The 20,917-nt window shown below is 38.8% G+C and carries 26 protein-coding genes; 15 read left to right on the top strand and 11 right to left on the bottom strand.

What is annotated here, in order from left to right; translation table 11 throughout:
• Positions 1–12: 12 nt before the first annotated feature.
• The 5 genes from AU255_RS12815 (at position 13) to AU255_RS12800 (ending at position 2,619) form a co-directional block, all read left to right on the top strand.
• Positions 13–720 carry an REP-associated tyrosine transposase gene (locus tag AU255_RS12815; RefSeq protein ID WP_080523221.1) on the top strand — a complete coding sequence of 236 codons (708 nt, stop codon included), beginning with the start codon at positions 13–15 and terminating at the stop codon, positions 718–720.
• A gap of 150 nt (positions 721–870) precedes the next feature.
• Positions 871–1,035 carry a PIN domain-containing protein gene (locus AU255_RS19820; RefSeq protein WP_143735924.1) on the top strand — a complete coding sequence of 55 codons (165 nt, stop codon included), beginning with the start codon at positions 871–873 and terminating at the stop codon, positions 1,033–1,035.
• 231 nt (positions 1,036–1,266) lie between these two features.
• On the top strand, positions 1,267–1,557 hold the full coding sequence (locus AU255_RS12810) for a nucleotidyltransferase family protein (RefSeq protein WP_080523220.1): 291 nt from the start codon (positions 1,267–1,269) through the stop codon (positions 1,555–1,557).
• On the top strand, positions 1,550–1,897 hold the full coding sequence (locus tag AU255_RS12805; protein WP_080523219.1) for a HepT-like ribonuclease domain-containing protein: 348 nt from the start codon (positions 1,550–1,552) through the stop codon (positions 1,895–1,897). The genes AU255_RS12810 and AU255_RS12805 overlap by 8 nt, the downstream gene beginning before the upstream one ends.
• A gap of 206 nt (positions 1,898–2,103) precedes the next feature.
• Entirely contained in the window at positions 2,104–2,619 is a 516-nt protein-coding gene (locus AU255_RS12800; RefSeq protein ID WP_080523218.1) for a peptidoglycan-binding domain-containing protein, read from the top strand.
• Between the two features lie 557 nt (positions 2,620–3,176).
• Here the strand turns inward: AU255_RS12800 and AU255_RS12795 are convergent.
• From AU255_RS12795 to AU255_RS12765, 7 genes are all read right to left on the bottom strand, one after another.
• Positions 3,177–4,253 (bottom strand): SAVED domain-containing protein, encoded by a 1,077-nt coding sequence (locus tag AU255_RS12795; RefSeq protein WP_080523217.1) that lies wholly within the window; start codon positions 4,251–4,253, stop codon positions 3,177–3,179.
• Positions 4,243–4,755 carry a Mov34/MPN/PAD-1 family protein gene (locus AU255_RS12790; RefSeq protein ID WP_158083119.1) on the bottom strand — a complete coding sequence of 171 codons (513 nt, stop codon included), beginning with the start codon at positions 4,753–4,755 and terminating at the stop codon, positions 4,243–4,245. Before AU255_RS12790 ends, AU255_RS12795 begins: the two co-directional genes overlap by 11 nt.
• On the bottom strand, positions 4,718–6,469 hold the full coding sequence (locus tag AU255_RS12785; protein WP_080523215.1) for a ThiF family adenylyltransferase: 1,752 nt from the start codon (positions 6,467–6,469) through the stop codon (positions 4,718–4,720). The genes AU255_RS12790 and AU255_RS12785 overlap by 38 nt, the downstream gene beginning before the upstream one ends.
• On the bottom strand, positions 6,469–7,470 hold the full coding sequence (locus AU255_RS12780) for a nucleotidyltransferase domain-containing protein (protein WP_080523214.1): 1,002 nt from the start codon (positions 7,468–7,470) through the stop codon (positions 6,469–6,471). The genes AU255_RS12785 and AU255_RS12780 overlap by 1 nt, the downstream gene beginning before the upstream one ends.
• A gap of 471 nt (positions 7,471–7,941) precedes the next feature.
• The gene (locus AU255_RS12775; RefSeq protein WP_080523213.1) at positions 7,942–8,817 is read right to left on the bottom strand and encodes a carbohydrate ABC transporter permease; all 876 of its coding nucleotides are present in this window, start codon (positions 8,815–8,817) and stop codon (positions 7,942–7,944) included.
• 2 nt (positions 8,818–8,819) lie between these two features.
• A complete protein-coding gene (locus tag AU255_RS12770; RefSeq protein ID WP_198942606.1) occupies positions 8,820–9,884 on the bottom strand; it encodes a carbohydrate ABC transporter permease in 1,065 nt (354 codons plus the stop codon).
• A gap of 2 nt (positions 9,885–9,886) precedes the next feature.
• Positions 9,887–11,164 carry an extracellular solute-binding protein gene (locus AU255_RS12765; RefSeq protein WP_198942605.1) on the bottom strand — a complete coding sequence of 426 codons (1,278 nt, stop codon included), beginning with the start codon at positions 11,162–11,164 and terminating at the stop codon, positions 9,887–9,889.
• 226 nt (positions 11,165–11,390) lie between these two features.
• On the opposite strand from AU255_RS12765, the gene AU255_RS21435 reads away from it, so the two are divergent.
• Entirely contained in the window at positions 11,391–11,630 is a 240-nt protein-coding gene (locus AU255_RS21435) for a GH32 C-terminal domain-containing protein (protein WP_158083122.1), read from the top strand.
• Between the two features lie 46 nt (positions 11,631–11,676).
• The gene (locus tag AU255_RS12755) at positions 11,677–12,747 is read left to right on the top strand and encodes an ABC transporter ATP-binding protein (protein WP_080523211.1); all 1,071 of its coding nucleotides are present in this window, start codon (positions 11,677–11,679) and stop codon (positions 12,745–12,747) included.
• 156 nt (positions 12,748–12,903) lie between these two features.
• Here the strand turns inward: AU255_RS12755 and AU255_RS12750 are convergent, their stop codons facing one another.
• The 3 genes from AU255_RS12750 to AU255_RS12745 form a co-directional block, all read right to left on the bottom strand.
• Positions 12,904–13,515 carry an alpha-ketoglutarate-dependent dioxygenase AlkB family protein gene (locus tag AU255_RS12750; protein ID WP_080523210.1) on the bottom strand — a complete coding sequence of 204 codons (612 nt, stop codon included), beginning with the start codon at positions 13,513–13,515 and terminating at the stop codon, positions 12,904–12,906.
• A 19-nt stretch (positions 13,516–13,534) separates the two neighbouring features.
• A complete protein-coding gene (locus AU255_RS21125; RefSeq protein ID WP_269844790.1) occupies positions 13,535–13,666 on the bottom strand; it encodes a hypothetical protein in 132 nt (43 codons plus the stop codon).
• Between the two features lie 134 nt (positions 13,667–13,800).
• The gene (locus AU255_RS12745; protein WP_080523209.1) at positions 13,801–14,085 is read right to left on the bottom strand and encodes a bacteriohemerythrin; all 285 of its coding nucleotides are present in this window, start codon (positions 14,083–14,085) and stop codon (positions 13,801–13,803) included.
• 559 nt (positions 14,086–14,644) lie between these two features.
• On the opposite strand from AU255_RS12745, the gene AU255_RS12740 reads away from it, so the two are divergent.
• The 8 genes from AU255_RS12740 (at position 14,645) to AU255_RS12705 (ending at position 18,862) form a co-directional block, all read left to right on the top strand.
• Positions 14,645–15,061, top strand: coding sequence for a hypothetical protein (locus tag AU255_RS12740; RefSeq protein ID WP_080523208.1), 417 nt, complete (start codon positions 14,645–14,647; stop codon positions 15,059–15,061).
• A 21-nt stretch (positions 15,062–15,082) separates the two neighbouring features.
• Positions 15,083–15,652: a hypothetical protein gene (locus tag AU255_RS12735; RefSeq protein WP_080523207.1), complete on the top strand. Its 570-nt coding sequence runs from the start codon at positions 15,083–15,085 to the stop codon at positions 15,650–15,652.
• A 29-nt stretch (positions 15,653–15,681) separates the two neighbouring features.
• Positions 15,682–15,993 (top strand): rhodanese-like domain-containing protein, encoded by a 312-nt coding sequence (locus AU255_RS12730; RefSeq protein ID WP_080523206.1) that lies wholly within the window; start codon positions 15,682–15,684, stop codon positions 15,991–15,993.
• A gap of 53 nt (positions 15,994–16,046) precedes the next feature.
• Entirely contained in the window at positions 16,047–16,487 is a 441-nt protein-coding gene (locus AU255_RS12725; protein ID WP_158083118.1) for an ankyrin repeat domain-containing protein, read from the top strand.
• A gap of 48 nt (positions 16,488–16,535) precedes the next feature.
• Positions 16,536–17,249, top strand: coding sequence for a dinitrogenase iron-molybdenum cofactor biosynthesis protein (locus tag AU255_RS12720; protein WP_080523204.1), 714 nt, complete (start codon positions 16,536–16,538; stop codon positions 17,247–17,249).
• A gap of 23 nt (positions 17,250–17,272) precedes the next feature.
• The gene (gene clpP, locus AU255_RS12715; RefSeq protein ID WP_080523203.1) at positions 17,273–17,920 is read left to right on the top strand and encodes an ATP-dependent Clp endopeptidase proteolytic subunit ClpP; all 648 of its coding nucleotides are present in this window, start codon (positions 17,273–17,275) and stop codon (positions 17,918–17,920) included.
• Between the two features lie 51 nt (positions 17,921–17,971).
• Positions 17,972–18,424 (top strand): GNAT family N-acetyltransferase, encoded by a 453-nt coding sequence (locus tag AU255_RS12710; protein WP_080523202.1) that lies wholly within the window; start codon positions 17,972–17,974, stop codon positions 18,422–18,424.
• Between the two features lie 72 nt (positions 18,425–18,496).
• A complete protein-coding gene (locus AU255_RS12705; RefSeq protein WP_080523201.1) occupies positions 18,497–18,862 on the top strand; it encodes a Rieske (2Fe-2S) protein in 366 nt (121 codons plus the stop codon).
• A 272-nt stretch (positions 18,863–19,134) separates the two neighbouring features.
• On the opposite strand, the gene AU255_RS12700 is transcribed toward AU255_RS12705, so the two are convergent.
• On the bottom strand, positions 19,135–20,460 hold the full coding sequence (locus tag AU255_RS12700; RefSeq protein WP_080523200.1) for an HD-GYP domain-containing protein: 1,326 nt from the start codon (positions 20,458–20,460) through the stop codon (positions 19,135–19,137).
• Positions 20,461–20,917: the final 457 nt, after the last annotated feature.

Below are 20,917 nucleotides of genomic sequence, written 5' to 3'. Positions count from 1 at the left end.
GAGGACGTCGTTATGTCGAATTACCGCCGTGCGGATACACCGGGGGCTTGTTATTTCTTTACTGTGGTGACATTTCGACGACGGAATATTTTAACCAATGATGATTCTCGTGTCTGGTTACGTAATGCGCTAAACAATACACGAAAACGCTATCCATTTACAATTGATGTCTGGGTATTGATGACCAACCATGTGCATCTGCTGTGTACGCCGAGAGCCCATAATGCAGTTAGTTTAATGATGCAATCACTGGGCAGGCAGTATATACGCTATTTCAATTTTAGCTATAAACGAACCGGGTCACTTTGGGAAGGTCGGTTTAAATCCTGCCTGGTGCAAGAAGAAAATTACCTTTTACACCTTTATCGTTATATTGAACTCAACCCGGTCAGAGCAGGGATGGTAAAGCAGCCGTCAGATTATAGCTGGTCTAGTTACCAAATAAATGCGTTAGGAAAAGAATCGAATTTATGTACTGCTCATCCTTTGTATTTAGCGTTAGCAAGTGAACCAGAAAAGAGGCGGGCAAATTACCGTGATTTATTTAAATATCCAGTCGAAGGACAATTACTGGAAGATATTCGAATTGCGGCAAACAAAGGCATGGTGCTCGGAAACGAACGGTTTACAGCGGAAATTGAGAGCTTAACAGGGCGAAGGATGACAGCAAAAAAAATGGGCAGACCTGTTGGTTGGCGGAAGGAAAAAGTAAATAAATAATTTAAGTTTATTCTGCCCCCAGTTATCTTATAAATTATTGTAAATCCCTGTCGTATTTTTTAGCGAATTCAAGGTGATAAAATATGGTTCTATGTGAATTACTGTCGGTGTATGGTATATTTTAACGTACCTGCTTAACAAGGATTGGCCATGATCAATGTTGCTATTAACAATGGAAGTTTATACAAATCTGCTCAAAAATTAGGGCATCATAATGATCCATTTGATAGGCGACTATTGTCACAATCTTTAGAAGAGAGTATGCCAATTATTAGTGTTGATACAAAGTTTGCAATCGATCACCAAATTGCGTGATTTCAAGACCCTGTTCACTCCTTCAATCGATTTTAACTCTTCTGATTCTGCTTTTGATTGAAATTTTGAGAGACGCACAGACAAAGATGTTCAGTCTGTTGAGATTGGACGTTAATGAAAAAATATTATGAAAAGGAAGATTTTTAAGTAAAAGATACCGATTAAAATACTAAAAATATTAGTCTTTTAATCGAAGGATTTAAACATAAAAACAAATAAGCCGAGGGAAACATGAATCGTAAGCAAGCATTAGATATTTTAACCCGATTAAAACCAGAATTAGCTAATCGTTTTGGCGTAACGGGTTTGGCTTTGTTTGGTTCTACCGTGCGTAATGAGGCAACGGAAGATAGTGATATTGACATTGTTGTTTCGTTTGATGCTCCAGCAACTTCTAAAAAATATTTTGGAGTACAATTTCTTTTGGAAGATGAATTAGGGAAACCTGTTGATTTAGTAACAGATAAAGCTTTGCGCCCTGAATTGAAGCCCTATATTGAGCGAGAGGCCATTAATGTCTGAGAGAGAATGGCGCTTTTATCTGGATGATATGCTCAGCTTTGCTGAAAATGTTGTGATTTATTGCGAAGGGTTGGACCTGGAAACATTTGAACAAACCGGTTTAAATTATGATGCTACAGTGCGTAATTTAGAATTGATTGGTGAAGCTGCTAATAATATACCTAAACAAATACAAGAACAGAATACCTCAGTACCTTGGCGACAAATTATTGCAACTCGAAATAGACTGATTCACGGATATTTAGGAATTGATAATGATACCTTATGGAGTGTTATTCAAGATGATATTCCCTCATTAATCATTGAATTAAAAAAAATAGTGGCTGATTTAAACAATTAATGCAAAAGAAAAAGGATGGGGTTGTTTTTTATTAAAAATATGAATAGAAAAACAGAGTCAGAGGGATGTTCAGGTTTTGCAATCGATCACCAAATTGCTTACCCACTTGAAATTCAAAAGAGCCGATAATGTAGTAGCTAATTTATTAAAAAATTATTACACAGTCAATTTAGAATGTTTTTATTTTTGTATCAGGAGCTTACACCATGAATATCAGTAAAATAAGTACTACCCTCATTACCCTGTTATCAACAACAGTTTTTCTAGCTGGTTGCAGTGATGAACAGAAAGAGACAGCCAAACAAAATACACCGGCTATTTCCGAATATAAACCCGCATCAGCTCTTGAGAAGGCTGTCGATACTACAACAGAAATAGTCGATAAAAGTGCATCAGTTGCAACTAACGCGACAGAACAGGCCGTTGAAAAAACAGCGGCCGTTAATACCGATTTGATGCAAATGGCCAAAACCGAAACCACAAATACAGCCGCAATAAATACGGCAGCGGTAAGTAATGTGACAGACGGTGTAAAAGTCACACCTAACCTAGTGAAAAAAATCCAGCAGGCCTTATTGAATGCAGGATTTAACCCCGGCCCTGTTGATGGACTAATTGGTTCGAGAACAATGAATGCCCTAAAAAGCTTTCAAAATCAGAAAGGACTAACTGCAGGAGAGATAACAAAAGAAACTCTGCAGGCTTTAGATATTGGGAATTAACCGCAAGACTTTTTGATTTCATATTGAGATTATACGCCCAAACCGCTGAAAATTCTGCGGGTCAAGGGTCATATAGGGTCCCTTGTTTTTTGACTCTTTTTTTTGTCAATAGTAGGTAACTTCGTTAAAAGCTGCGCAGCAGTTATAGAAGATCAAGACGGTCGTTTAGAGCTGATCAACTGCTATGAAGAAATGGCTGAAGAAACTGCTAGTCCGGTTGAGTCGGCCGAATGATTGCAGACGGATTGCTAACGGTAAAATATATTGTGCAAAGTTATCGCTATTAATTAATATAAGTGTATTGAGTATAAAACCATGAATACAGAAGAAATAGAAGATCAAGCACTGAAATATGTCGAGTTTTTTGCAGAGTTTACAACATGGTTTTTTCAAGATCCGTTACATAGGAAAAACAGGGGCAGGTTTTGCAATCGATCATCAAATTGCGTGATTGCAAGATCTGAACATCCCTGTGCGACTCTATTTAAGTTTACTCTGACCCCAGTTACATTCCAGTTACACTTGACCCCAGTTACACTGCTCTGCCCCCAGTTACCTCAAACAATCGCAGGTGAAGAACTATCCTTTGTATTAAATATAACACCCCACGGATATTTCTTAGGATCGCTTATATCGTATTCATACACAATAATTGCAGGATGATTTCTTGTTACTTGGCGGCCCATACAAAAGTTAAATGATGATTGAGCAGCACAAAAAATATGTACTCGTTCTGTTCCGTCAGCAGCTAGTTTCTTTAATAATTCACCAAACTCTTTCTCAAAGGTCGTTATCTTTTCAATACTTGCCATATTGTCATGTTTAATATCAGGGATTGTAACCTCAACATATGAGGAGCAGGCAACTTTTGCTTTGACTTGTTCAACTGTGACAGGGTAACTAATGGACATTAACAGGCATACGTCCTTATCGTGTACATAATTATCCCAACTAATGATTGGTCTATTTACATCTGCAAATCCATCAACTTTGTACCAATTTTTCCCATCGTTAGCATTACGGTTATAGTCCCAAACTTCAACATGATAAGTATTCGACATTAAATAACCTGCTAAAAATCCTAGACCGACAGGCGGCATACCACCATAAACGATAGTCGCTTCTTTATTTCCAATTTCAGCAACTTTTGACCTTAAATTTTCTTCAATACCAAACTTTGTTAAACTTAAAGCTTTTGTAGGGTTTGATACTTTATCATTCTCATAACAAGTAGTTAAATCAATCGGAATAGTTTCTGCCCTACCCAAAAATGCTGAAAGCGGTGTAGAAATTCTTTTCTTTAGTCCTATGTGCTCAATCCCTATTACTAAGGTCCTTGATCTACCTAATGAAATGTAGATTATTTCAGCAATTAATATTAAAGCACCTATAAAACCAAGCAACCAAAGTCCATGTTGAAGCAAGTATGGAACTTGATCAGAAGAAAAATCAACTACTATGTTATTACCATTATCGGATAAGTGTTTTATAGAAAAGTTGCTAAATAATGCTCCTCCGCCAAAACCAGTAACTAAAAACAATCTTCCAGTAGTAAAAATAATATTCTTAGGCCGCATAAGCCATAAGATAAACTTCCAGATAGCTGATTTAAAATATACTAAATTATCCGACATATTTATATTCCTTTAATTTTATAAATGACTGCTTATTCTTGGTGCCTTCCCAACAAGCAATCTCCTGAGTGCCAACAATGACAAAATAAAGATAATTACCTTCGTAGATATCGTTTTTTAAAACATTTAACCAATCATTAAAATCAGTTTGTGATGGTGTAGGGTAAGGCTCTGGATGGGTATGCCAATTACCTAAATATGTACATGTACCATCTTGAATAGCCCAATGTTTATGAGCCACTTTCTGATGACCTTTACCCCTGAAAAATCCATAGCGAGATCTTTGATCACCTTGCTGAGGAGTCGAGATATGATCAACGGCTAGATGTGAACAATCTTTTAAATGTCTGCCTAATAAAAGTCCACCTGCTTCATAATCACTAAATTTCTTTTGTTGATACTGAATAAACTCATTTACTACTGAGCTATCAATAATTAGTCGACTACCATCTGTTTTAACTAATCTAATTGTTTTTTCCGCAGACTTGGCAGTTGGTGGCAATATAGTTTTCTTGATCTTGAATGAAGTGATCAGGGCTTTTTTTATACCAGTTAGATGCAGAATAGCCTTCTGCTTTAAGTTGATCATCACTGCCTTTCCAGCTCCTAATTTCATTTTTTGCCTTTCCTTGCAGAGCTTCCAGAGTCATTCTTGTTGCTAATAATGCAGTTTGTGATGCATCCAAAAATGAAAATGGCGTAAATACACCAGAGCATCCACCCAGATGCTTGCTGATTGTTTGACCATATTTAATAAAACTTGTTTTTGCATGAGGTTCAAACCCGAAAGACTGAGTGTATAGACATTCTAAACATCCAGCACTTTCATCATTTACAACTGTAATTGAATGACCTCCGACACCAAAACCATCCTGCCAAGCATAGATAACTGGGGTTAACTCGGTAGTTTTTTTATGAACCGTGTTGAAATATAATTCACTGGTAAAATCGCCTGTAGCAACAACTATTACATCAAAATAATTAAATATTTCTTTCACTGATGCAAAAGTTGAGAGGTCATTCTGAAATGAATTTATTTTTGTATAAGGGAAGTTGGTTTCTATTTCCCATTTCAACATATCATTTTTATAATGACCTCCTGTTGATACATTTATTGCCGTTCCACCTAATACATGACGGTAAATATTTTCAATTTCCATTTTATCAAAATCGATCAAATGCAACTCTCCAACGCCTGCTTTAGCTAGTTGTAATGCAATACCTCCGCCAACAGAACCGCAACCAACAATAGCAACTTTTTTCTTATCTAGCGATATTGATGTGCCGCATCTTTCAAGTAAATATTCTTTGTTATGATTCCTAAGTTGCATGGGGGAAACCTCCCAATCATCCTTTGGATCAAGTAAAGGGTGTTTAGCCGTATCTTTTCTATGGAACTCTACACCCCATACGCAATAGCTTAAATTAGGTTTTGGGTGAGAAAAAATAAGGGTAAAATAATTTGACCACTTATGCTCTTCAAGAATTTCTTTAGCAACTACTTTTACTTCATTTCTAGTTGATTTTTCAAAAACATTAAATATATCACTGGCCTTCCATAGCTGTTTTGGAGGCGGAGGAGTTATAGTTTTTTCTAATGGAATATAAATAGATTTGTCTTTCCTTTTATCCTTCAATACGTAGAGCGGGTGGTAGTATTGATTAATATTATGATCTTGTTCAATTATTGCAAGACAACTTGATGATTTTATTTTCCGTTCATTTTTGGTGTCTCTATAGGCAATGAGCTCTTGAGCAGTATCCTTAGGCGTTACTATACAAGTTGTTTTAAAACCGTTAGAAGGTAAGCTTTCCCAGTAAGACTCAAAGTCATTTTGCAATTCATTTTTATTCGGGTCGGTGAGATTCTCATGTAATGACCGAAGTGCTTCATAAATACAAGCAGTTAAAACTTCATCTGGCTGTTTATAATTAACCACTAAACCTTGCTTATCTTTATAACAAAGATCACCATGCCAGTTGATATGTCCCATTGCTGGGTATTCTTCGACATTCTCAATCACTATGGTAGGTAAATGCAATGGAAATGAAGGGTAAATTAATATAATTAGTTTCCAATCATGGTCTTTATATTTAGCGAGTAAGCGAAATTTTTGTGGAGATGTAGAGATCTGTCCCTGTACTTTTTCAGTGATACTCTCGACTGAACAAGTACAAGGATGGTTTTCTAGAATAGATAAAAAATCAGTGGGCACTAAGATGATGATCCTGTGTTATTCATGCTTCTAACGGTTGCTCTCGCACTTTCTTTGGCTTCGGGTACAGGGAATCCGTCAAAATGTTTTTTCATAATCTCACAAGCTTTCTCGCACCGTTCTTCTTCATGGGCTTTAGTTAAATCATCTTTTAAAGTCTCAAGTTTTGTTTTCAACTGAGTCAGTTGTTTATCAGATAATTTTTCAAAGACATCATTTTTTGGTGTTACAGGCAGTAGTACTTCATAACGATAAAGATTATTGCCATTATCATCAGTACCTGGACAAGAAAAACGGCTAAGCATTTTTTCTATGGTGTCACGCATAGCGAGAAGATCATTGGGCTTATCATCATAAAAGCCAATGTTAAAGACCATTTCTTTCCTAACACCTAGGGTTATCCCGATACTTGGAATATCAAAGCCAGTAAACTTTTTACTTTTCCATGCTTTTAGGTATTTTACAATACGGCGAAATTGGGCAAGATTAATCTCATCATCAGAAATGTCATTGATATCTTCTTTTAGCCCCTTAGGATCAGAATGTTTCCATTCTTCAGACAATGAGCTTTTGCCCCAAGCCAAATCATACCCATCATCATCTGCTCGTTTAACATAAACAGGTAAGTCGACATGGTAGTCATTTTTACCATCTTTTTTGTATTGAACAGTAATACACGGGTTTTTGATAATTGGAACACGACTATTATGGTCTAAGGCATCTCGTACCATTTCTTTTAGTTCCATCGGCTTGTAATCATCACTTGTGCAATCAAATACAACGCCAACATCAATGTCATAATCATCGTTTGGAGAGTTAATCCCTGTATAAATAGCATAACTACCTTGTAACAGGAATTTCTCTATGTTCGGTGCATCCTCTGGCAGATTATCTTCAAGATTCTTTTTCAGGATCTCCCTTTTTTCACGAAGAACTTCATTTTCTTTACTTAGTTTAATATCGTCATGATATTGATTAAATTGCTCTTGGATATCAGCCATTAATTATTTCCTCAAATTTATCTAACCCTAATCATCAGGATATTGTGGTTAATATGTTAAATTCAAGCGCAAAAACAAGTGTTTATATTAAAATCTTCATAACATATAGAAAACAATTGCTTAAAGTCAATACTTAAAAAATATATCAATAATAGATTTTAGGACTAGAAGAGAGCATAAATTATGCTGATCTATTAACGCTTGGAGTTATGTCACCTATAATAGAAAAATATATTCCTCTTTTTACTTCATAACACATGACTGAAAAACTAAAAACCAGCAACAGCACAACCTTATCTGATTTTATCTGGAAAAAATAACCAATAGGTTCAGACTTAATTGATATTATTATCTTTAAATATTACAAATATTAAATAATCGTAATCTTCCATTTGTCTTTAAAATAGGGACATACCGGACGATAAAGATATGGATAAAGATCGCTTTCATCTCTAAATAGTACATAATTATCTATCCTTTGATTCCTGAAGAAACGACAGACTCAACAAAGCGTCGCTGGAAGAAAATAAAAACGAGTAATACCGGTAATGTAATTAAAGTAGCGTACGCCATTATTTCGCCCCAGGAATTGGTATGACCAAAAAACTGCTGGATACCTGGCATAACAGGACGGTATTCCTGGCCCTGGATGACCAGAATCGGCCATAGATACTGATTCCACATACTCAGAAACAAAATAATTGCAGACGTGGCGATCACCGGTTTTGAGTTTGGCATAATAATTTGTGAGTAAATACGCAATACTCCCGCTCCATCCATTTTGGCTGCCTCATCCAGCTCTTTGGGGATGTCTTTGAAGAATTGATAAAACAGGAATATGCAGAACGCATTGGCTATGAATGGAATAATCTGCACATGGAGTGAATTAAACCAGCTTTGCTGCAGCATTAATTGGCCATTTTCAAAGCCAATCCAGGGTAAATTAGCGGATATCAGCATTAATGGAATAGCGACGACTTCAAACGGGATGACGAGCAGTGCAAGGATAATACTCAAGGTTAAATGCCGTCCTTTCCAGTTTAATCTTTGCAAACTGTAAGCAGCCATACTATTAATAACGATCCCAAGACATACGGTAGTACCCGCAATAAATGCTGAGTTGAGAAAGTAGCGCAGCAGCTGGCTCTTCGCAAACACGTTATGATAGTTCATGAGCGATATGTCACCGGTGGGTAAAAAAGCATTGAATGAGCGCAGATCTTCAAATATCTGCGCATCCGGTTTAAAGGATGAAGAGATCATGAAAAGTAAAGGTGCGACAAAGATCAGACTGGTGAGCAACATAATGACGGTATTAACAACTCGATTCCGGGCACTTTGTTGCATGATTAATTCCCCCGCTCTGCAATGATTTTCTGGATCAGGGATATGCCTAATACCAGAATAAAAAATACCACAGCGATAGCTGAGCCGTAGGCAACGTCCTGTTCACGAAAGCCTGTTCTAACGGCATGAAAAATTAATGTTGACGTGGCATCATTAGGCCCGCCACTGGTCATTACATCAACCTGGGTAAACAGGCCAAATGCGGCTATGGTGGTAGAGATAATGACGAAAATGCTTGTATTGCGTAAACCAGGCAAAGTCACAAAGCGAAATTTTTGCCACGCATTGGCTCCGTCCAGTGACGCAGCCTCGTATAGCTCAGTATTGATCGACTGCAGGCCGGCGAGAAAGATTAACATCTGAAATCCGGCGCCTTGCCAGGCCGACATCAATACAATGGAAGGTAGAGCAAGAGCCTCGTCTCCCAGCCAGTCGGGTCCTTGTATGGCCCCGTTACTTATAGCCAGAATCATCTGGTTGAATAATCCGGAGTTCTGGTTATATAAAAATGACCAGACGATGGAAACCACCACCATGGATGTTACTACCGGTGCAAAATACATGGTTCTGAACAGTGTGCGTCCTGGAAGTTTTTGATTAATTAACAAGGCGAGTCCCAAAGCAATCAGGCTTTGTAATGGTACGACCAGGGCAACAAACTTGAAGGTGTTGAGTAATGATTTATAAAAAACGGGGTCTCTGGCAACGAGTGAGTATTTATTATCGAAAAGATTGAATTCGCTGAGTTGTCTGTATCCTCGATATTTTGGGTCAGCTCTTAGCACGGTGCGCAAGCGCTGGTAAACGGGTTGACCTGACTCTGCTACCAACGGTATGCCATCGGATCCTGTTTTTACTGGTACCTGGACTATGTTTAAAGAAAATAATCGTGTGTAATTATTCAGTCCGTCAAATTCTGTCGGGTAAGGGCTCAGTAATCGCTGATTAGTAAAGGTAATACCGATGGCTATAAAAAATGGCACAATGACGGAAAACATCAGCAACAGCATTGCTGGAGAGCACAACATTATTCCGGCTAGATTGGGTGATTCGGGTTTACAAGCCATGATTACTCTCCGGTGGTAAATCCATAGCCGCGATTGCGTAGAATGTTATATTCAATATCATCTACAGCTGCATCGATGGCATCCAGTTCATCTTTTCCATTGCGAATATCCAGCATGGCCTTTTCAAAGCTGGAGGATATGATAGGGTAGGCGGGTGTCTCTGGTCGTGCGACTGAATATCTTTTGCTGTATTCATAAAACTTGCGCCATTTATCGCCTTGCCTGTAATTTTGGGTCAATGCTGCTGCTTCATCAGAAACAGGGACTAAGCCTGTTGCATCAGAAAATTTTGCAATTTCTTCCGGTTTTAATAAAAAATTGAGGAATGCTGCGGCGGCTTCCTGGTGTTTACAGCTTCGACTTATGCCCCATTGCCAGGAACCGGAACCCACTTTAGGACCGTTGCCGAAATCGATGGGTGGAATAATAAGCAGATCATCTTTAAAGGCATCTGTGTAATCTTTTGCCGACCAGGATCCGGTGTAATGAAAGATGACTCTGCCCTGAAGAAAGCCCTGATCATCAACCGTTTGTCTTTCTACAAGTTTCTCTGTAAACAGGGTCTTATACCAGTGGATTGCCTGCATCGATTTCGGGCCATTAAGAATGCCTTCAGCCTGGATAAAATTCTTGCGGTTTATCAAATCTCCTCCTGCACTTTGTAGCCATGGACTGAATCCATAAGCGATCCATTCTCCTTTTGAAAGGGTGTTAATATCCAGAGGATAGGTGACAACATTGTCATTTTTAAGCTTACGTAATATGTGCAAAAATTCATCGGCTGAGTAGGGCTGATTCATGTCTGCAATCCGGATGTCCAGCTTTTGCAGAATAGATTTTCGAGCGAATAATGTGAGTACCACATCAAATTGACCAATACTGTAGAGCTGACCTTGATAAAAACTTTTTGCCCCCTGTGTCAACTTGTTGAGTGTCTTTTTATCTATCAGCTTGTCCAGTGGCAGCAAATGTCCTGCCCAGGCAAAGTTTGCAACGGTGGGTTGATCGACATCCAGAATACAGGGTAATTGCTTTGCCAGAGCAGCGGCAGTAATTGATTCTGTATACGAGCTCTGAGGCAAGGTTGCGTAATTTATATGCCACTGGTTTTGTGCTGCATTAAAGCGTTTAATGGCTTGAATACTGGCATTCAGTTCCTGGTCGCCTGTCTCATGTCGCCACAGTTTAAGTATTACCGGAGCGGCGTAAATTGCTTTAACAAATAGCAGGAAAAAGAGCATAAGTGAAATCTTGATGACAGGGTGTAACGGGTTAAGCATAACTAAAGCTCCTTTACTGTTTGCCTGGATACTACTTTACATAGCAGAATTATCTGTTCAGGGTCGCCTCCGGGTAGAGCACGTTGGGTAACTATGCAACACCCGTTACTGGCGTTTGAGCTTGAATTTTTGAATTCAAATGATGCGACGTGATGCATTTGTTTTTTACCGAAAAAATGCGCTCCTGGTTGATTGAACAAACCCCGTTCATTATGCAGAAGATGATATCATTCAGGGACGCGTTTCTGCTCCTTTAATAAGCGTAGACGAGCATTTGCAGTTTAGCATTTTTCTGCATCAGTCTTACGTTGACGTTTTTGCTCATCGTGCACAGCTTGGTTTGAGCAGCCGGATATTTCCTGTAACTCCTTTGCTTGGTGTACACCTTTATAGCAAAGAGGGTGATGTAGGTCTGGATTTGGTGAAAGTTCATTATTTGCAATCTGTATGGCAACTTGATAAGTAAAACAGCATAAATTCATGAAAATCAGAGTCGGGTCAGGACATTAATAATGGCAAATATAACGTTGAAGAATGTAGGTATAGAGCTGGGTTCCGGTGATAAAGCCTTTGCAATCCATGGGATTAGCATAGATATTGCGGAAGGTGAATTTATTGTGTTTGTGGGTCCTTCCGGTTCGGGAAAGTCTACAGTATTAAGGGCAATTGCCGGACTGGAGTCAATTGCGCAGGGTGAAATATGGATAGGTGATGAAAGGGTTGATCAGAGTCCGCCAACTAAACGCGGTTTGGCTATGGTGTTTCAGAATTATGCCCTCTATCCCAATATGACCGTCGCTGAAAATATGGGTTTCGCACTAAAACTCGCCAGGGTATCCAGGTCGCAAATAAAGGATCAGGTGTATGAAGCGGCAGCATTACTGCGCATCGAGCATTTACTGACACGCAAACCTAAAGAGCTTTCCGGGGGACAAAGACAGCGAGTTGCTATCGGCAGGGCGATAGTGCGCCACCCGAAAGCATTTTTATTTGATGAGCCTTTATCGAATCTGGATGCCGGTTTACGTAATCATATGCGCATTGAATTACTCAATCTGCACCGAAAGCTTGATGCAACCATGCTCTATGTGACGCATGACCAGGTAGAGGCGATGACTTTGGCAGATCGAATTGTTTTATTCAGTACCAACGGTGTGGAACAAATCGGCACACCTCAGGCGTTATTTAACAATCCCATCAATCGGTATGTTGCCGAGTTTATAGGTACACCAAAAATGAATATGTTACCTGCTCACATGGAAAAAGATGCAGTTGTTTTAAGCAGTGGAGAAGTGGTCTCCAGAGCTGCTTTTGAGACCCAACAGGATGAGAGTTTTACCCTGGGTATTCGTCCCAGACATATTCAGATCAGTGAAGAAGGCAATGTGTCGGGAGAGGTTGTTCTGGTTGAACGACTGGGAGATGAGCATTTACTGCATATTAAAATTAATGCTTCCGATGAATTAATTATTGTGTCCACGCAAGATAGCAGTATTAAGGAGCAGCAGAAAATCGGTCTTGAATTTTCCTCAGAGTTGCTGAAGTATTTTGCTGCAGATGGCAAAGCGCTGAAGGTTGTTTGATGCCAGGAGAAGAGCTTTTTCAATATTGAAGTATTGTTACGTTACCAAAATTACAAATGCTATGCCTCCTTCGTCGGTACATCTTATATACTGAGCGTTTGGCCAGTTATCTTTAACAATAACCAAATGAAGTGAATAACAGGCGTCAGCTTAACTTCAATCCTGACGCCTTTTATTACGCTGAATATTATTTTTGGCTGGGATAACGTTACGGAAGGTTAGATTAATTCGTCCGCCTGTGACGCTGTTGTCGAGTGGCACGCTATGTTGCCAGTGATGTTGAAAATTCGGCTCCATGACCAATAAATCGCCGTTAGCCAGTACTAAATCATTAATCTCTGAGGTTTTCTTGTGGCGTAATGCAAAGCGTCGGGCAGCGCCTAGGGTTAATGAGGCAATATAAGGTTGTTCACCTAACTCCGGCTCATTATCAGAATGCCAGCCCACATAATCTTCGCCACTTCTGTATAAGTTAACCAGGACTGAATTAAAGCGGTAATTTAAGTAAGACTCAATCTGTGTCTTGATCGACGATAGTAGTGGCGACCAGTCTCGTGTCTGCAGTAAATTATCGCTGTAACTATAGACGATGCCTGTATCGGCATGCCAGGTTTGTAATCTGGGCAAAGTAAGTTGACGGCCGGCAACGCTATAGTGATTGTCCGGCCAGTCCTGCTCTTCAAATAATCGCTGATAAAGTCGATCACTTTCAATAGCGTCATAAAAACCTTCAAATAGCTTTAATTCAGGGCAGCAATCAGTATTCATAAGAGTCTCCAATACATGGCTATAGTTGTGCATTAATATGTGCCACCAAAGCGCTGTCCAAGGTGGTGATATGCAGATCAAACCATTGCGGTAAGCGTTCTTGAGCAAATGAGCGTCCAAATGCAATCAAACCTTTATTTATACTTCGCACAGCCACGGTTGCGGTTTTCTAGCGGCAGATTTTTGCCGATAGCTGCGTTGCTGAAACAGTTGCGTAGCTAGCTATGCGCCTGTTTCAGCGCCTTGCTCTCAACAAAAATTGACTCGTTATAAAATCCGCAACCGTCACCGCGCGAAGTATGTGCGTTTTTTAAACTCCTTAAATTCACTCAGTACACGCATATGTTCGCCTTTATGTTCGGCTGTTGCAGGAAAAGAGTATTCATCCATGAGTTGATTCTCATGTTCAAAATGCTGCACGGTGTGTACGAATAGCTGTTGAAACGAGGCTGGGTATTCATTATTGGTGGAGACTTCTAGTTGGGCGATTAGCTTAATAAATTCTTCATGGTCGTTATCGATAGCCTCATATCCCAGTACGATTAGCTTGGATTTTTTGTCTGTATTCATAATTTCAACTGCTTTTTACACATTTCTTGAATTGATTTTTATAAATAGTTAGCAGAGTTTATGCCAACATAAGTGATGTCGATTAAATGATGACTTTATGAAAGATTATACGGTTCAGCCTATGGGAGTTATCAAGGCTGAAAACTTAATTCGGGGTAGCCCCTTATGAAAATATGTAGGGTGGGCAGTTTTTTTGCCCACCATAAAGGCTGCACCACGGTGGGCAGAAAAGATTGCCCACCCTACGAGTTACAAACTGCTCCCTCTTATATTCGTAACAGTTATCAGAGGCTGGTATTTATGAGATATTTAATGCTGTGATGCTTTTGTAGTTTTATCACTAAAGCTGCAAATCTTCTTTTTGTTATTGTAGGGTTTGCTACAAATTAATGCCGGGAAATTTAATGGCGCGATAATCTGAGTAAACACTTTGTTGTATTTTTATATTAAGTTATTAATAAGTAAGTAATATTTTTTTAAATCGAGAAAGGCAATAAAAAACATCATTGATGGCAAGCGTTTTGCTAAATATAAATGAATTCATAAAAAAGGTGACGATATGGCTTTATTTATTAGTGCATTTTTACCAGACCGTCAACTTGACGAAACCCCCTTTTATCAGGCCCTGACCAAAGTGGCAATCGATCTGGCGCAATACAGGAAGCATCCCGTGCAAACGAGTAAGCCTAATCTGGATCTGTATTTTCTAATGTCAGGTGCAGGAGAGAAGCCGGAGTTTGAAGGGATGCGCTTCCATTCATTTGATATTAAATCTAATACGTTGAAAATTGAATCTTCTGTGCCTCGAAATATACTTCAATCAGTGCATGCCAAGCGTTATGTCGTTGCTGTGATGCAAGATGCAGTCGAAGGAGCGCAGGTTTTTTTTGAGGAACAGAATATAGATTTTCAGCATGATCAATATCATTATTTGATAGAAACATTAAGTGCTGACGCAAGTGCGGCAATACATTAAATTTAAATCAGAGGAATAACAATGTTACTTGAAGGTTATAACAAGAATGGCTTTTTATCTATTATTTCAGTCTTGGGTGAAACATCAGAAGCCGGTAAATTTGCTTTTCGTGGCGATTTAACCTTAAAAAAAGGGGGGTTCAGAGAAGGATCTGATGTTGATCGTAAGCCCCCTGAGTATGTTATTCAGCAGGCCATTATTCTGGAATCAGACGACAAGTTGATTTTCGTCAGTGGCCTGTTGACGGAATTAAGTACCCTGAAAATATTTCTTGATGAATATAAGTCGGATATAACACCAGAGACTGTTTTCCTTTTTTATGTCGGAAATATTGCTGAAAATATTAAGGTTGAATATGAAGGATCAACCTTTCAGCTAGTAGCCTATGATCAAGGGATGATCTGGAATGAATTGTTAGAGCTACTTTATATAGAAAAGAGTGATTTGAAAGGCCAGTCGGCTGAAGATAAAGTGATTACTGTTTTTGATGAAGCAAAAAGTTTTGCTATTAAAAAAGAGGTGATTAGTTTAGAGGCTGCTTTAGAAAAAACTATTGTGGTTAAGAAAAGTTCGTCAGTTGGCGCTATTTAATTTGAGTAAAGCATCAATAGGTATTCGCTATGAAAAAATTCCAAACAATTTCAGTCGCTGAAATGCAGGTACTCCTGGAAGATAATTCTGCTAAGTTGCTTGACTGTCGTGAACTAAAAGATTATCGGATAGCGCATATAGAAAATGCTATGTGCTTGCATGAGCAGTTAAAGGAAACGATGCTTAAGAAAGGCAATAAAGAAGAGAAAATTATTATTTATTGCTATTACGGACATGCGAGTGAACATTTAGCTGAGCAGTTTACTGATTTTGGCTTTAAACATGTTTTTAGTTTAGAAGGCGGTTTTGCAAGCTGGAAACAAAGCCTAACGGCAAGTTAATAAGGCACATTAATTATGATGCGGTCTATACGATGTCATTTTGTGGAATAGCTATGTTGGTAGATATTAATAACTGGTTTAGAGAATATGGCATAAATGAGCTGGAATTGAATTGTCTTAATTATAAAGGAGAATCCGCGTTGATTCTTGCCAGCCAGCAAGGTCGAGAAGATATTTTGCATTACCTGGCGGCGCATGGCGTTGATATGAATCGCCTTGATCAATACGGTAATAATGCATTATGGGCAGCTTGTTATGCCGAGAGTGAAGCGTGTTGTCGATTTCTTATAGAAAATGGCTGTTTTATTAATCATCAAAATCTAACAGGTAATACGGCATTAACTTATGCCGCATCTTGTGGTAAGGATCATATTGTGCAATTACTTGTAATGTCAGGCGCAGATCTGTTTTTAGAGAATCAAGAGGGTATGACGGCAATAGATTTGGCAACAACATTGCCCACTCTGAAATTTTTACGTGCCGCCACCCGATAATACTGTCAGCGGCTTTTTATCTTCAATTCATAAATTATAGGTTTTATTATGCAACAGTTAGATCGTAACCTTGCTTTACGCATTGCGTTAGCGTCACGTATTCTACCCGGTGTAGAGGTGGGTGATTTAGTCGGGCTTTTACATGCGCGAGTGGGTGCGCCGTTAACTGATGAAAAACTGAAGTCAGTGACGGTCACTAATTTAAAGACCGGTATTGGCAGTCATGATGGTGAAGAAGATGGTGAAGATATAGCGATAGGCCTGGAGAATATTAAGCTTGCAGTCCGCTATCTTTGGGGCGAAGAAAGTGAGGACGAAAATATTCCTGAAATTCAGGTCTATCAAGAAGGCGATTTGCTAAATTCTATTAGAGTCGCTGTTTGTTCTAATACGGGCGCATTACTCGATGGACATTTTGGTTTTTGTCTGCGGTTTTTGATTTATCAGTTATCCAAAGATGATATGCGTTTAGTCGATATCCGCTCATCAATTGAAGCAGATGATTCCGATGATCGTAATTTATTTCGTGTGAATCTCATTAAAGATTGTCATGTGGCTTTTATGCAATCAGTCGGTGGTCCAGCCGCTGCGAAAATTGTACGCGCAGATATATATCCAATTAAGGTACCTGAAGTCATAGCAGCTACTGATAAATTAACTGAATTCCAGTCAGTATTCGATGCACCACCTCCCTGGTTTGCAAAAATCTTAGGTATTTCTCCAGAAGAGCGTAAACGTTTTAATTATGATCAAGAAGACTGAAACAGGACTAAAAGGGCGATAGTATGCATGATTTTCAGAGTCAGTTTATGGAGCCGCAGGCGAGCGGTTTAGTCCCAATGGTTGTTGAGCAGACAGCCAGAGGTGAGCGATCTTACGATATTTATTCGCGTTTACTTAAGGAGCGGGTTATTTTTCTGGTCGGCCAGGTTCATGACCATATGGCTAATTTGGTGGTTGCTCAGTTGTTATTTTTAGAGTCGGAAAATCCTGACAAGGATATACATCTGTATATTAATTCACCCGGTGGTTCAGTTACAGCGGGGATGGCAATTTACGATACCATGCAGTTTATTAAAGCAGATGTCAGTACTATGTGTATTGGCCAGGCGGCAAGCATGGGGGCCTTATTGCTCACAGGTGGCGCTAAAGGCAAGCGTTACAGTTTGCCGCATTCAAGAGTTATGATTCACCAGCCCTTGGGTGGCTTTCAAGGGCAGGCATCGGATATTGCAATTCATGCTAAAGAAATTTTGAGTATTCGTGAAAAGTTGAATAAAGTGCTGGCAGGTCATACCGGTCAACCGTTGGAAAAAATTGAAAAAGATACTGATAGAGATAATTTTTTAAGTTCACAAGATGCACTTGATTATGGACTTATAGATCAAGTTTTGACCAGTAGAGGGGGGCCCGCTGATGCAGAAGCTGAGTAAAATAATAGTTATGCACCAGTACCAAATCAGTAGTTAGCGAGCTGTAGCCTTATGAATGCAGTTATCAGCCATGCCGAAAAAATGGATATTGATGCCATGTGTGAGTTACTACGCGCTTTATTTGAGATCGAAAGTGACTTTACTTTTAATGCAGAGAAGCACCGCAACGGCCTCGAACTTATGCTTGAAGAGAAGCAGACTTGCTGTATTTTTGTTGCAGAGATAGACCAGTTAGTGATTGGTATGTGTTCGATACAAGTTTTATTTTCTACGGCTGAAGGAGGGCAAGTGGGATTAATCGAAGATTTGATTGTGCATGAGCGTTATCGTCGTCACGGTATTGGTCGTCAGTTACTTTTGGCTATAGAGAATTGGGCACAAAACCAGGGCTTGTCGCGAATACAATTACTGGCTGATAAAGGTAATAAGGCCGCGCTTGATTTCTATTTGCAACAGGCATGGCACAACACAGATCTGGTCGCTCTAAGAAAGAGTTTACTTTAAGATCCTGGAATGGATTGTTGATCAAACTAACTTGGGTATTTGCGCTTAGCCAATGCAACAGAGGTTCTTAAAATGGATAAGTCAAAATTAAAATTCATTTGCAGTGTTCATGATTTAGATAAAGTTGACTATCTAGTGCGTGATATAGAATATAAACATCAGCGTCGGACAGCGATTATTTATTATTATGAGGCTAAGGTTTATGCTTTTGTGAATTACTGTATGCATATGCAGCGCCGCCTGGACTGTGAAAAAGAGACTATTTTTCATGTCAGTGGAAAATTGTTAAGTTGCTCTATGCATGGTTTTGTCTTCGAACCAACGACTGGAGAATGTCTTAGTCCTGTGTGTGCTGGGCAAAAACTACAAGCGATAAAATTACTTGAAAGTGAAGGTAATATCTATCTCTCTGATAAGCATGTGACTTTATCACTATAAAATAGATTGACAGGCGTGTTCCTATTATTGGCCAGGTCTGGTTGACCGGAGTGCAAATTATTGGTGACATGCCAATAAGTGAAAATATAACTAATGATAGGGTAAAAAAATTTTTAGCGATGCCCATTATAGATAATGCTAAATTAAAAGCAGTCGTTACTTTTTTATGTTAAATTTCAAGATTTAGTAGCGTTGCAAAATGTGGAAAAGGCGATATAAGTAGTAGGGGGGGAGTTAACAGAAAATGTGATTTATGGTTTAGATATTTTGAGCTAATGTGTTGCCATTAAATCAGGAACTACACCTTGCTTATAATATTTTTTACTATCAATTTTGTAATCTTCAGGATGAATAATTGCGCGAATAGACAATTGGTTATTCGGAGTATTAAATGCACTACTTGAAAGATCAATAATTTTGTTATCAACCAAATTTTTAGACTTATCCATAATGAGTAATATTTTAGGCCGAAGTTTATACTTCTGTTGTCCTTCTATCACCTGCGCTATCTTTCCATCACTGAGTTCGACAAAACAACCAGCAGGATATACACCAAGACTTTCAATGAATTTAACTGTTAATTGATAGTCCAGATGACTATCAGAATTATCCAGCAATATTTTTGTTGCCTGGTGATGCGTCCTTCCTTTCTGGTAAACCCTGTCACTAGTTATTGCGTCATACATGTCCACAATGGCAACAATTCTTGAATAATGTGACAATTGTTTGCCCTTGAGATGTCTAGGGTACCCTTTTCCGTTAAGTTGTTCATGATGAGTTAGTGCTGTTTCAATTGCACCTGAGAACATATCTGTACTGGATTTAAGTAGTTCATAACCAAGAGTTGTGTGGCTTTTCATGATCACTAACTCACCTGGTTCAAGGTGTGCGGGCTTATTCAATATAGCTAGCGGAACTAACATTTTGCCCATGTCATGCATCATGCCACATAGGCCGACTTGATTAAGTTGTAGTTCAGATAAGCCTATATGCCGGCCGAGTAATATAGACAATACACAAACATTTAGACTATGTTGCGCAGTATATTTATCCTTATTTTTTAATTGGCTTAACCACAAAAAAGCATCAGGAGAGTGCAGCACACTATTAACACATGCTGAGACGGCCTCTTTGGCCTGCGTTCCATCTATGGCGTCACCGTTTGCCACATGATTCATGAATTCAGTAACCAGAGCCCTGGCTTCCTTATAATTACTTTCGGCTCGGGCAATTTCTTTGGCAAAGGTACTCAATTGTTCAGGAGGGCTTCCTATAGTAAAAATAAGATCAGAAGAGTCTTTACTAGCAGTTCTGTTTTTTCCATGTTGCCATTTTTTTTGTTTATTTACGTCTATATAGACATAGTCACAAACTTCTCTGAGGGTATCTAAATCGTGGTTAGTTTCAATGTTAAATCCCTGAAACTTAAAGGGAGACTCTAACCAGGGTATGTCTAATTTAGAAACATACATACCATGCACAAGGTCTTCAACACGCGTAGCAACGAGCTCGTTAGCATTAACACGATCACTCTCCTTTTTTTTCTTTTTCTCCTTTTTCTTTTTTTTTCTGAACAAGGACCAAAATTTTTGCCACATAATTAATTGAATTAAACTAATATAAAATATATTGAGAATATGCTCACATTATAGTGGTTAATCATTTTTTTGCATAATTCAGGAAGAGAGGGTCTATTGAGTTAAAGGCATGTAAAATTTTAAATACTTTATGTAAACACAATAGGGTTTCTAGCGGGTGTTGTGTGCTGATAAATTGATGCAGTACCTTGCAATAGTGCTCAAGTATATGCATCCAATAAACGCTATTTTTACATACTCGAGTAAAACAACTTATCACTAATCTGCTTTAATAATACATAAGTAATGCTGATTAAGTATAGCTTTCAGCCTATCACTAAAATTCCTGGTAGCCCGTTATGTCGCTAGTGGAATCCGGGTTATTCATGACACCTATTCCCCGCATTTCGTAAACTTCATACGGGCTACATTAGATTTATACGTATTTTTTAAAGCTAGCTGAAGCTTATGGGTAATC

This window comes from Methyloprofundus sedimenti (assembly GCF_002072955.1).
Taxonomy (GTDB): domain Bacteria; phylum Pseudomonadota; class Gammaproteobacteria; order Methylococcales; family Methylomonadaceae; genus Methyloprofundus; species Methyloprofundus sedimenti.
This window is presented reverse-complemented; position numbering and strand designations above follow the sequence as displayed.

Excerpts from the sequence above, each read along its gene's own strand:
- AU255_RS12815 (WP_080523221.1), top strand. The coding sequence starts at position 13 with ATGTCGAATTACCGCCGTGCGGATACACCGGGGGCTTGTTATTTCTTT.
- AU255_RS19820 (WP_143735924.1), top strand. The coding sequence starts at position 871 with ATGATCAATGTTGCTATTAACAATGGAAGTTTATACAAATCTGCTCAA.
- AU255_RS12810 (WP_080523220.1), top strand. The coding sequence starts at position 1,267 with ATGAATCGTAAGCAAGCATTAGATATTTTAACCCGATTAAAACCAGAA.
- AU255_RS12805 (WP_080523219.1), top strand. The coding sequence starts at position 1,550 with ATGTCTGAGAGAGAATGGCGCTTTTATCTGGATGATATGCTCAGCTTT.
- AU255_RS12800 (WP_080523218.1), top strand. The coding sequence starts at position 2,104 with ATGAATATCAGTAAAATAAGTACTACCCTCATTACCCTGTTATCAACA.
- AU255_RS12795 (WP_080523217.1), bottom strand. The coding sequence starts at position 4,253 with ATGTCGGATAATTTAGTATATTTTAAATCAGCTATCTGGAAGTTTATC.
- AU255_RS12780 (WP_080523214.1), bottom strand. The coding sequence starts at position 7,470 with ATGGCTGATATCCAAGAGCAATTTAATCAATATCATGACGATATTAAA.
- AU255_RS12775 (WP_080523213.1), bottom strand. The coding sequence starts at position 8,817 with ATGCAACAAAGTGCCCGGAATCGAGTTGTTAATACCGTCATTATGTTG.
- AU255_RS12770 (WP_198942606.1), bottom strand. The coding sequence starts at position 9,884 with ATGGCTTGTAAACCCGAATCACCCAATCTAGCCGGAATAATGTTGTGC.
- AU255_RS12765 (WP_198942605.1), bottom strand. The coding sequence starts at position 11,164 with ATGCTTAACCCGTTACACCCTGTCATCAAGATTTCACTTATGCTCTTT.
- AU255_RS12755 (WP_080523211.1), top strand. The coding sequence starts at position 11,677 with ATGGCAAATATAACGTTGAAGAATGTAGGTATAGAGCTGGGTTCCGGT.
- AU255_RS12750 (WP_080523210.1), bottom strand. The coding sequence starts at position 13,515 with ATGAATACTGATTGCTGCCCTGAATTAAAGCTATTTGAAGGTTTTTAT.
- AU255_RS12745 (WP_080523209.1), bottom strand. The coding sequence starts at position 14,085 with ATGAATACAGACAAAAAATCCAAGCTAATCGTACTGGGATATGAGGCT.
- AU255_RS12740 (WP_080523208.1), top strand. The coding sequence starts at position 14,645 with ATGGCTTTATTTATTAGTGCATTTTTACCAGACCGTCAACTTGACGAA.
- AU255_RS12735 (WP_080523207.1), top strand. The coding sequence starts at position 15,083 with ATGTTACTTGAAGGTTATAACAAGAATGGCTTTTTATCTATTATTTCA.
- AU255_RS12730 (WP_080523206.1), top strand. The coding sequence starts at position 15,682 with ATGAAAAAATTCCAAACAATTTCAGTCGCTGAAATGCAGGTACTCCTG.
- AU255_RS12725 (WP_158083118.1), top strand. The coding sequence starts at position 16,047 with ATGTTGGTAGATATTAATAACTGGTTTAGAGAATATGGCATAAATGAG.
- AU255_RS12720 (WP_080523204.1), top strand. The coding sequence starts at position 16,536 with ATGCAACAGTTAGATCGTAACCTTGCTTTACGCATTGCGTTAGCGTCA.
- clpP (WP_080523203.1), top strand. The coding sequence starts at position 17,273 with ATGCATGATTTTCAGAGTCAGTTTATGGAGCCGCAGGCGAGCGGTTTA.
- AU255_RS12710 (WP_080523202.1), top strand. The coding sequence starts at position 17,972 with ATGAATGCAGTTATCAGCCATGCCGAAAAAATGGATATTGATGCCATG.
- AU255_RS12705 (WP_080523201.1), top strand. The coding sequence starts at position 18,497 with ATGGATAAGTCAAAATTAAAATTCATTTGCAGTGTTCATGATTTAGAT.
- AU255_RS12700 (WP_080523200.1), bottom strand. The coding sequence starts at position 20,460 with ATGTGGCAAAAATTTTGGTCCTTGTTCAGAAAAAAAAAGAAAAAGGAG.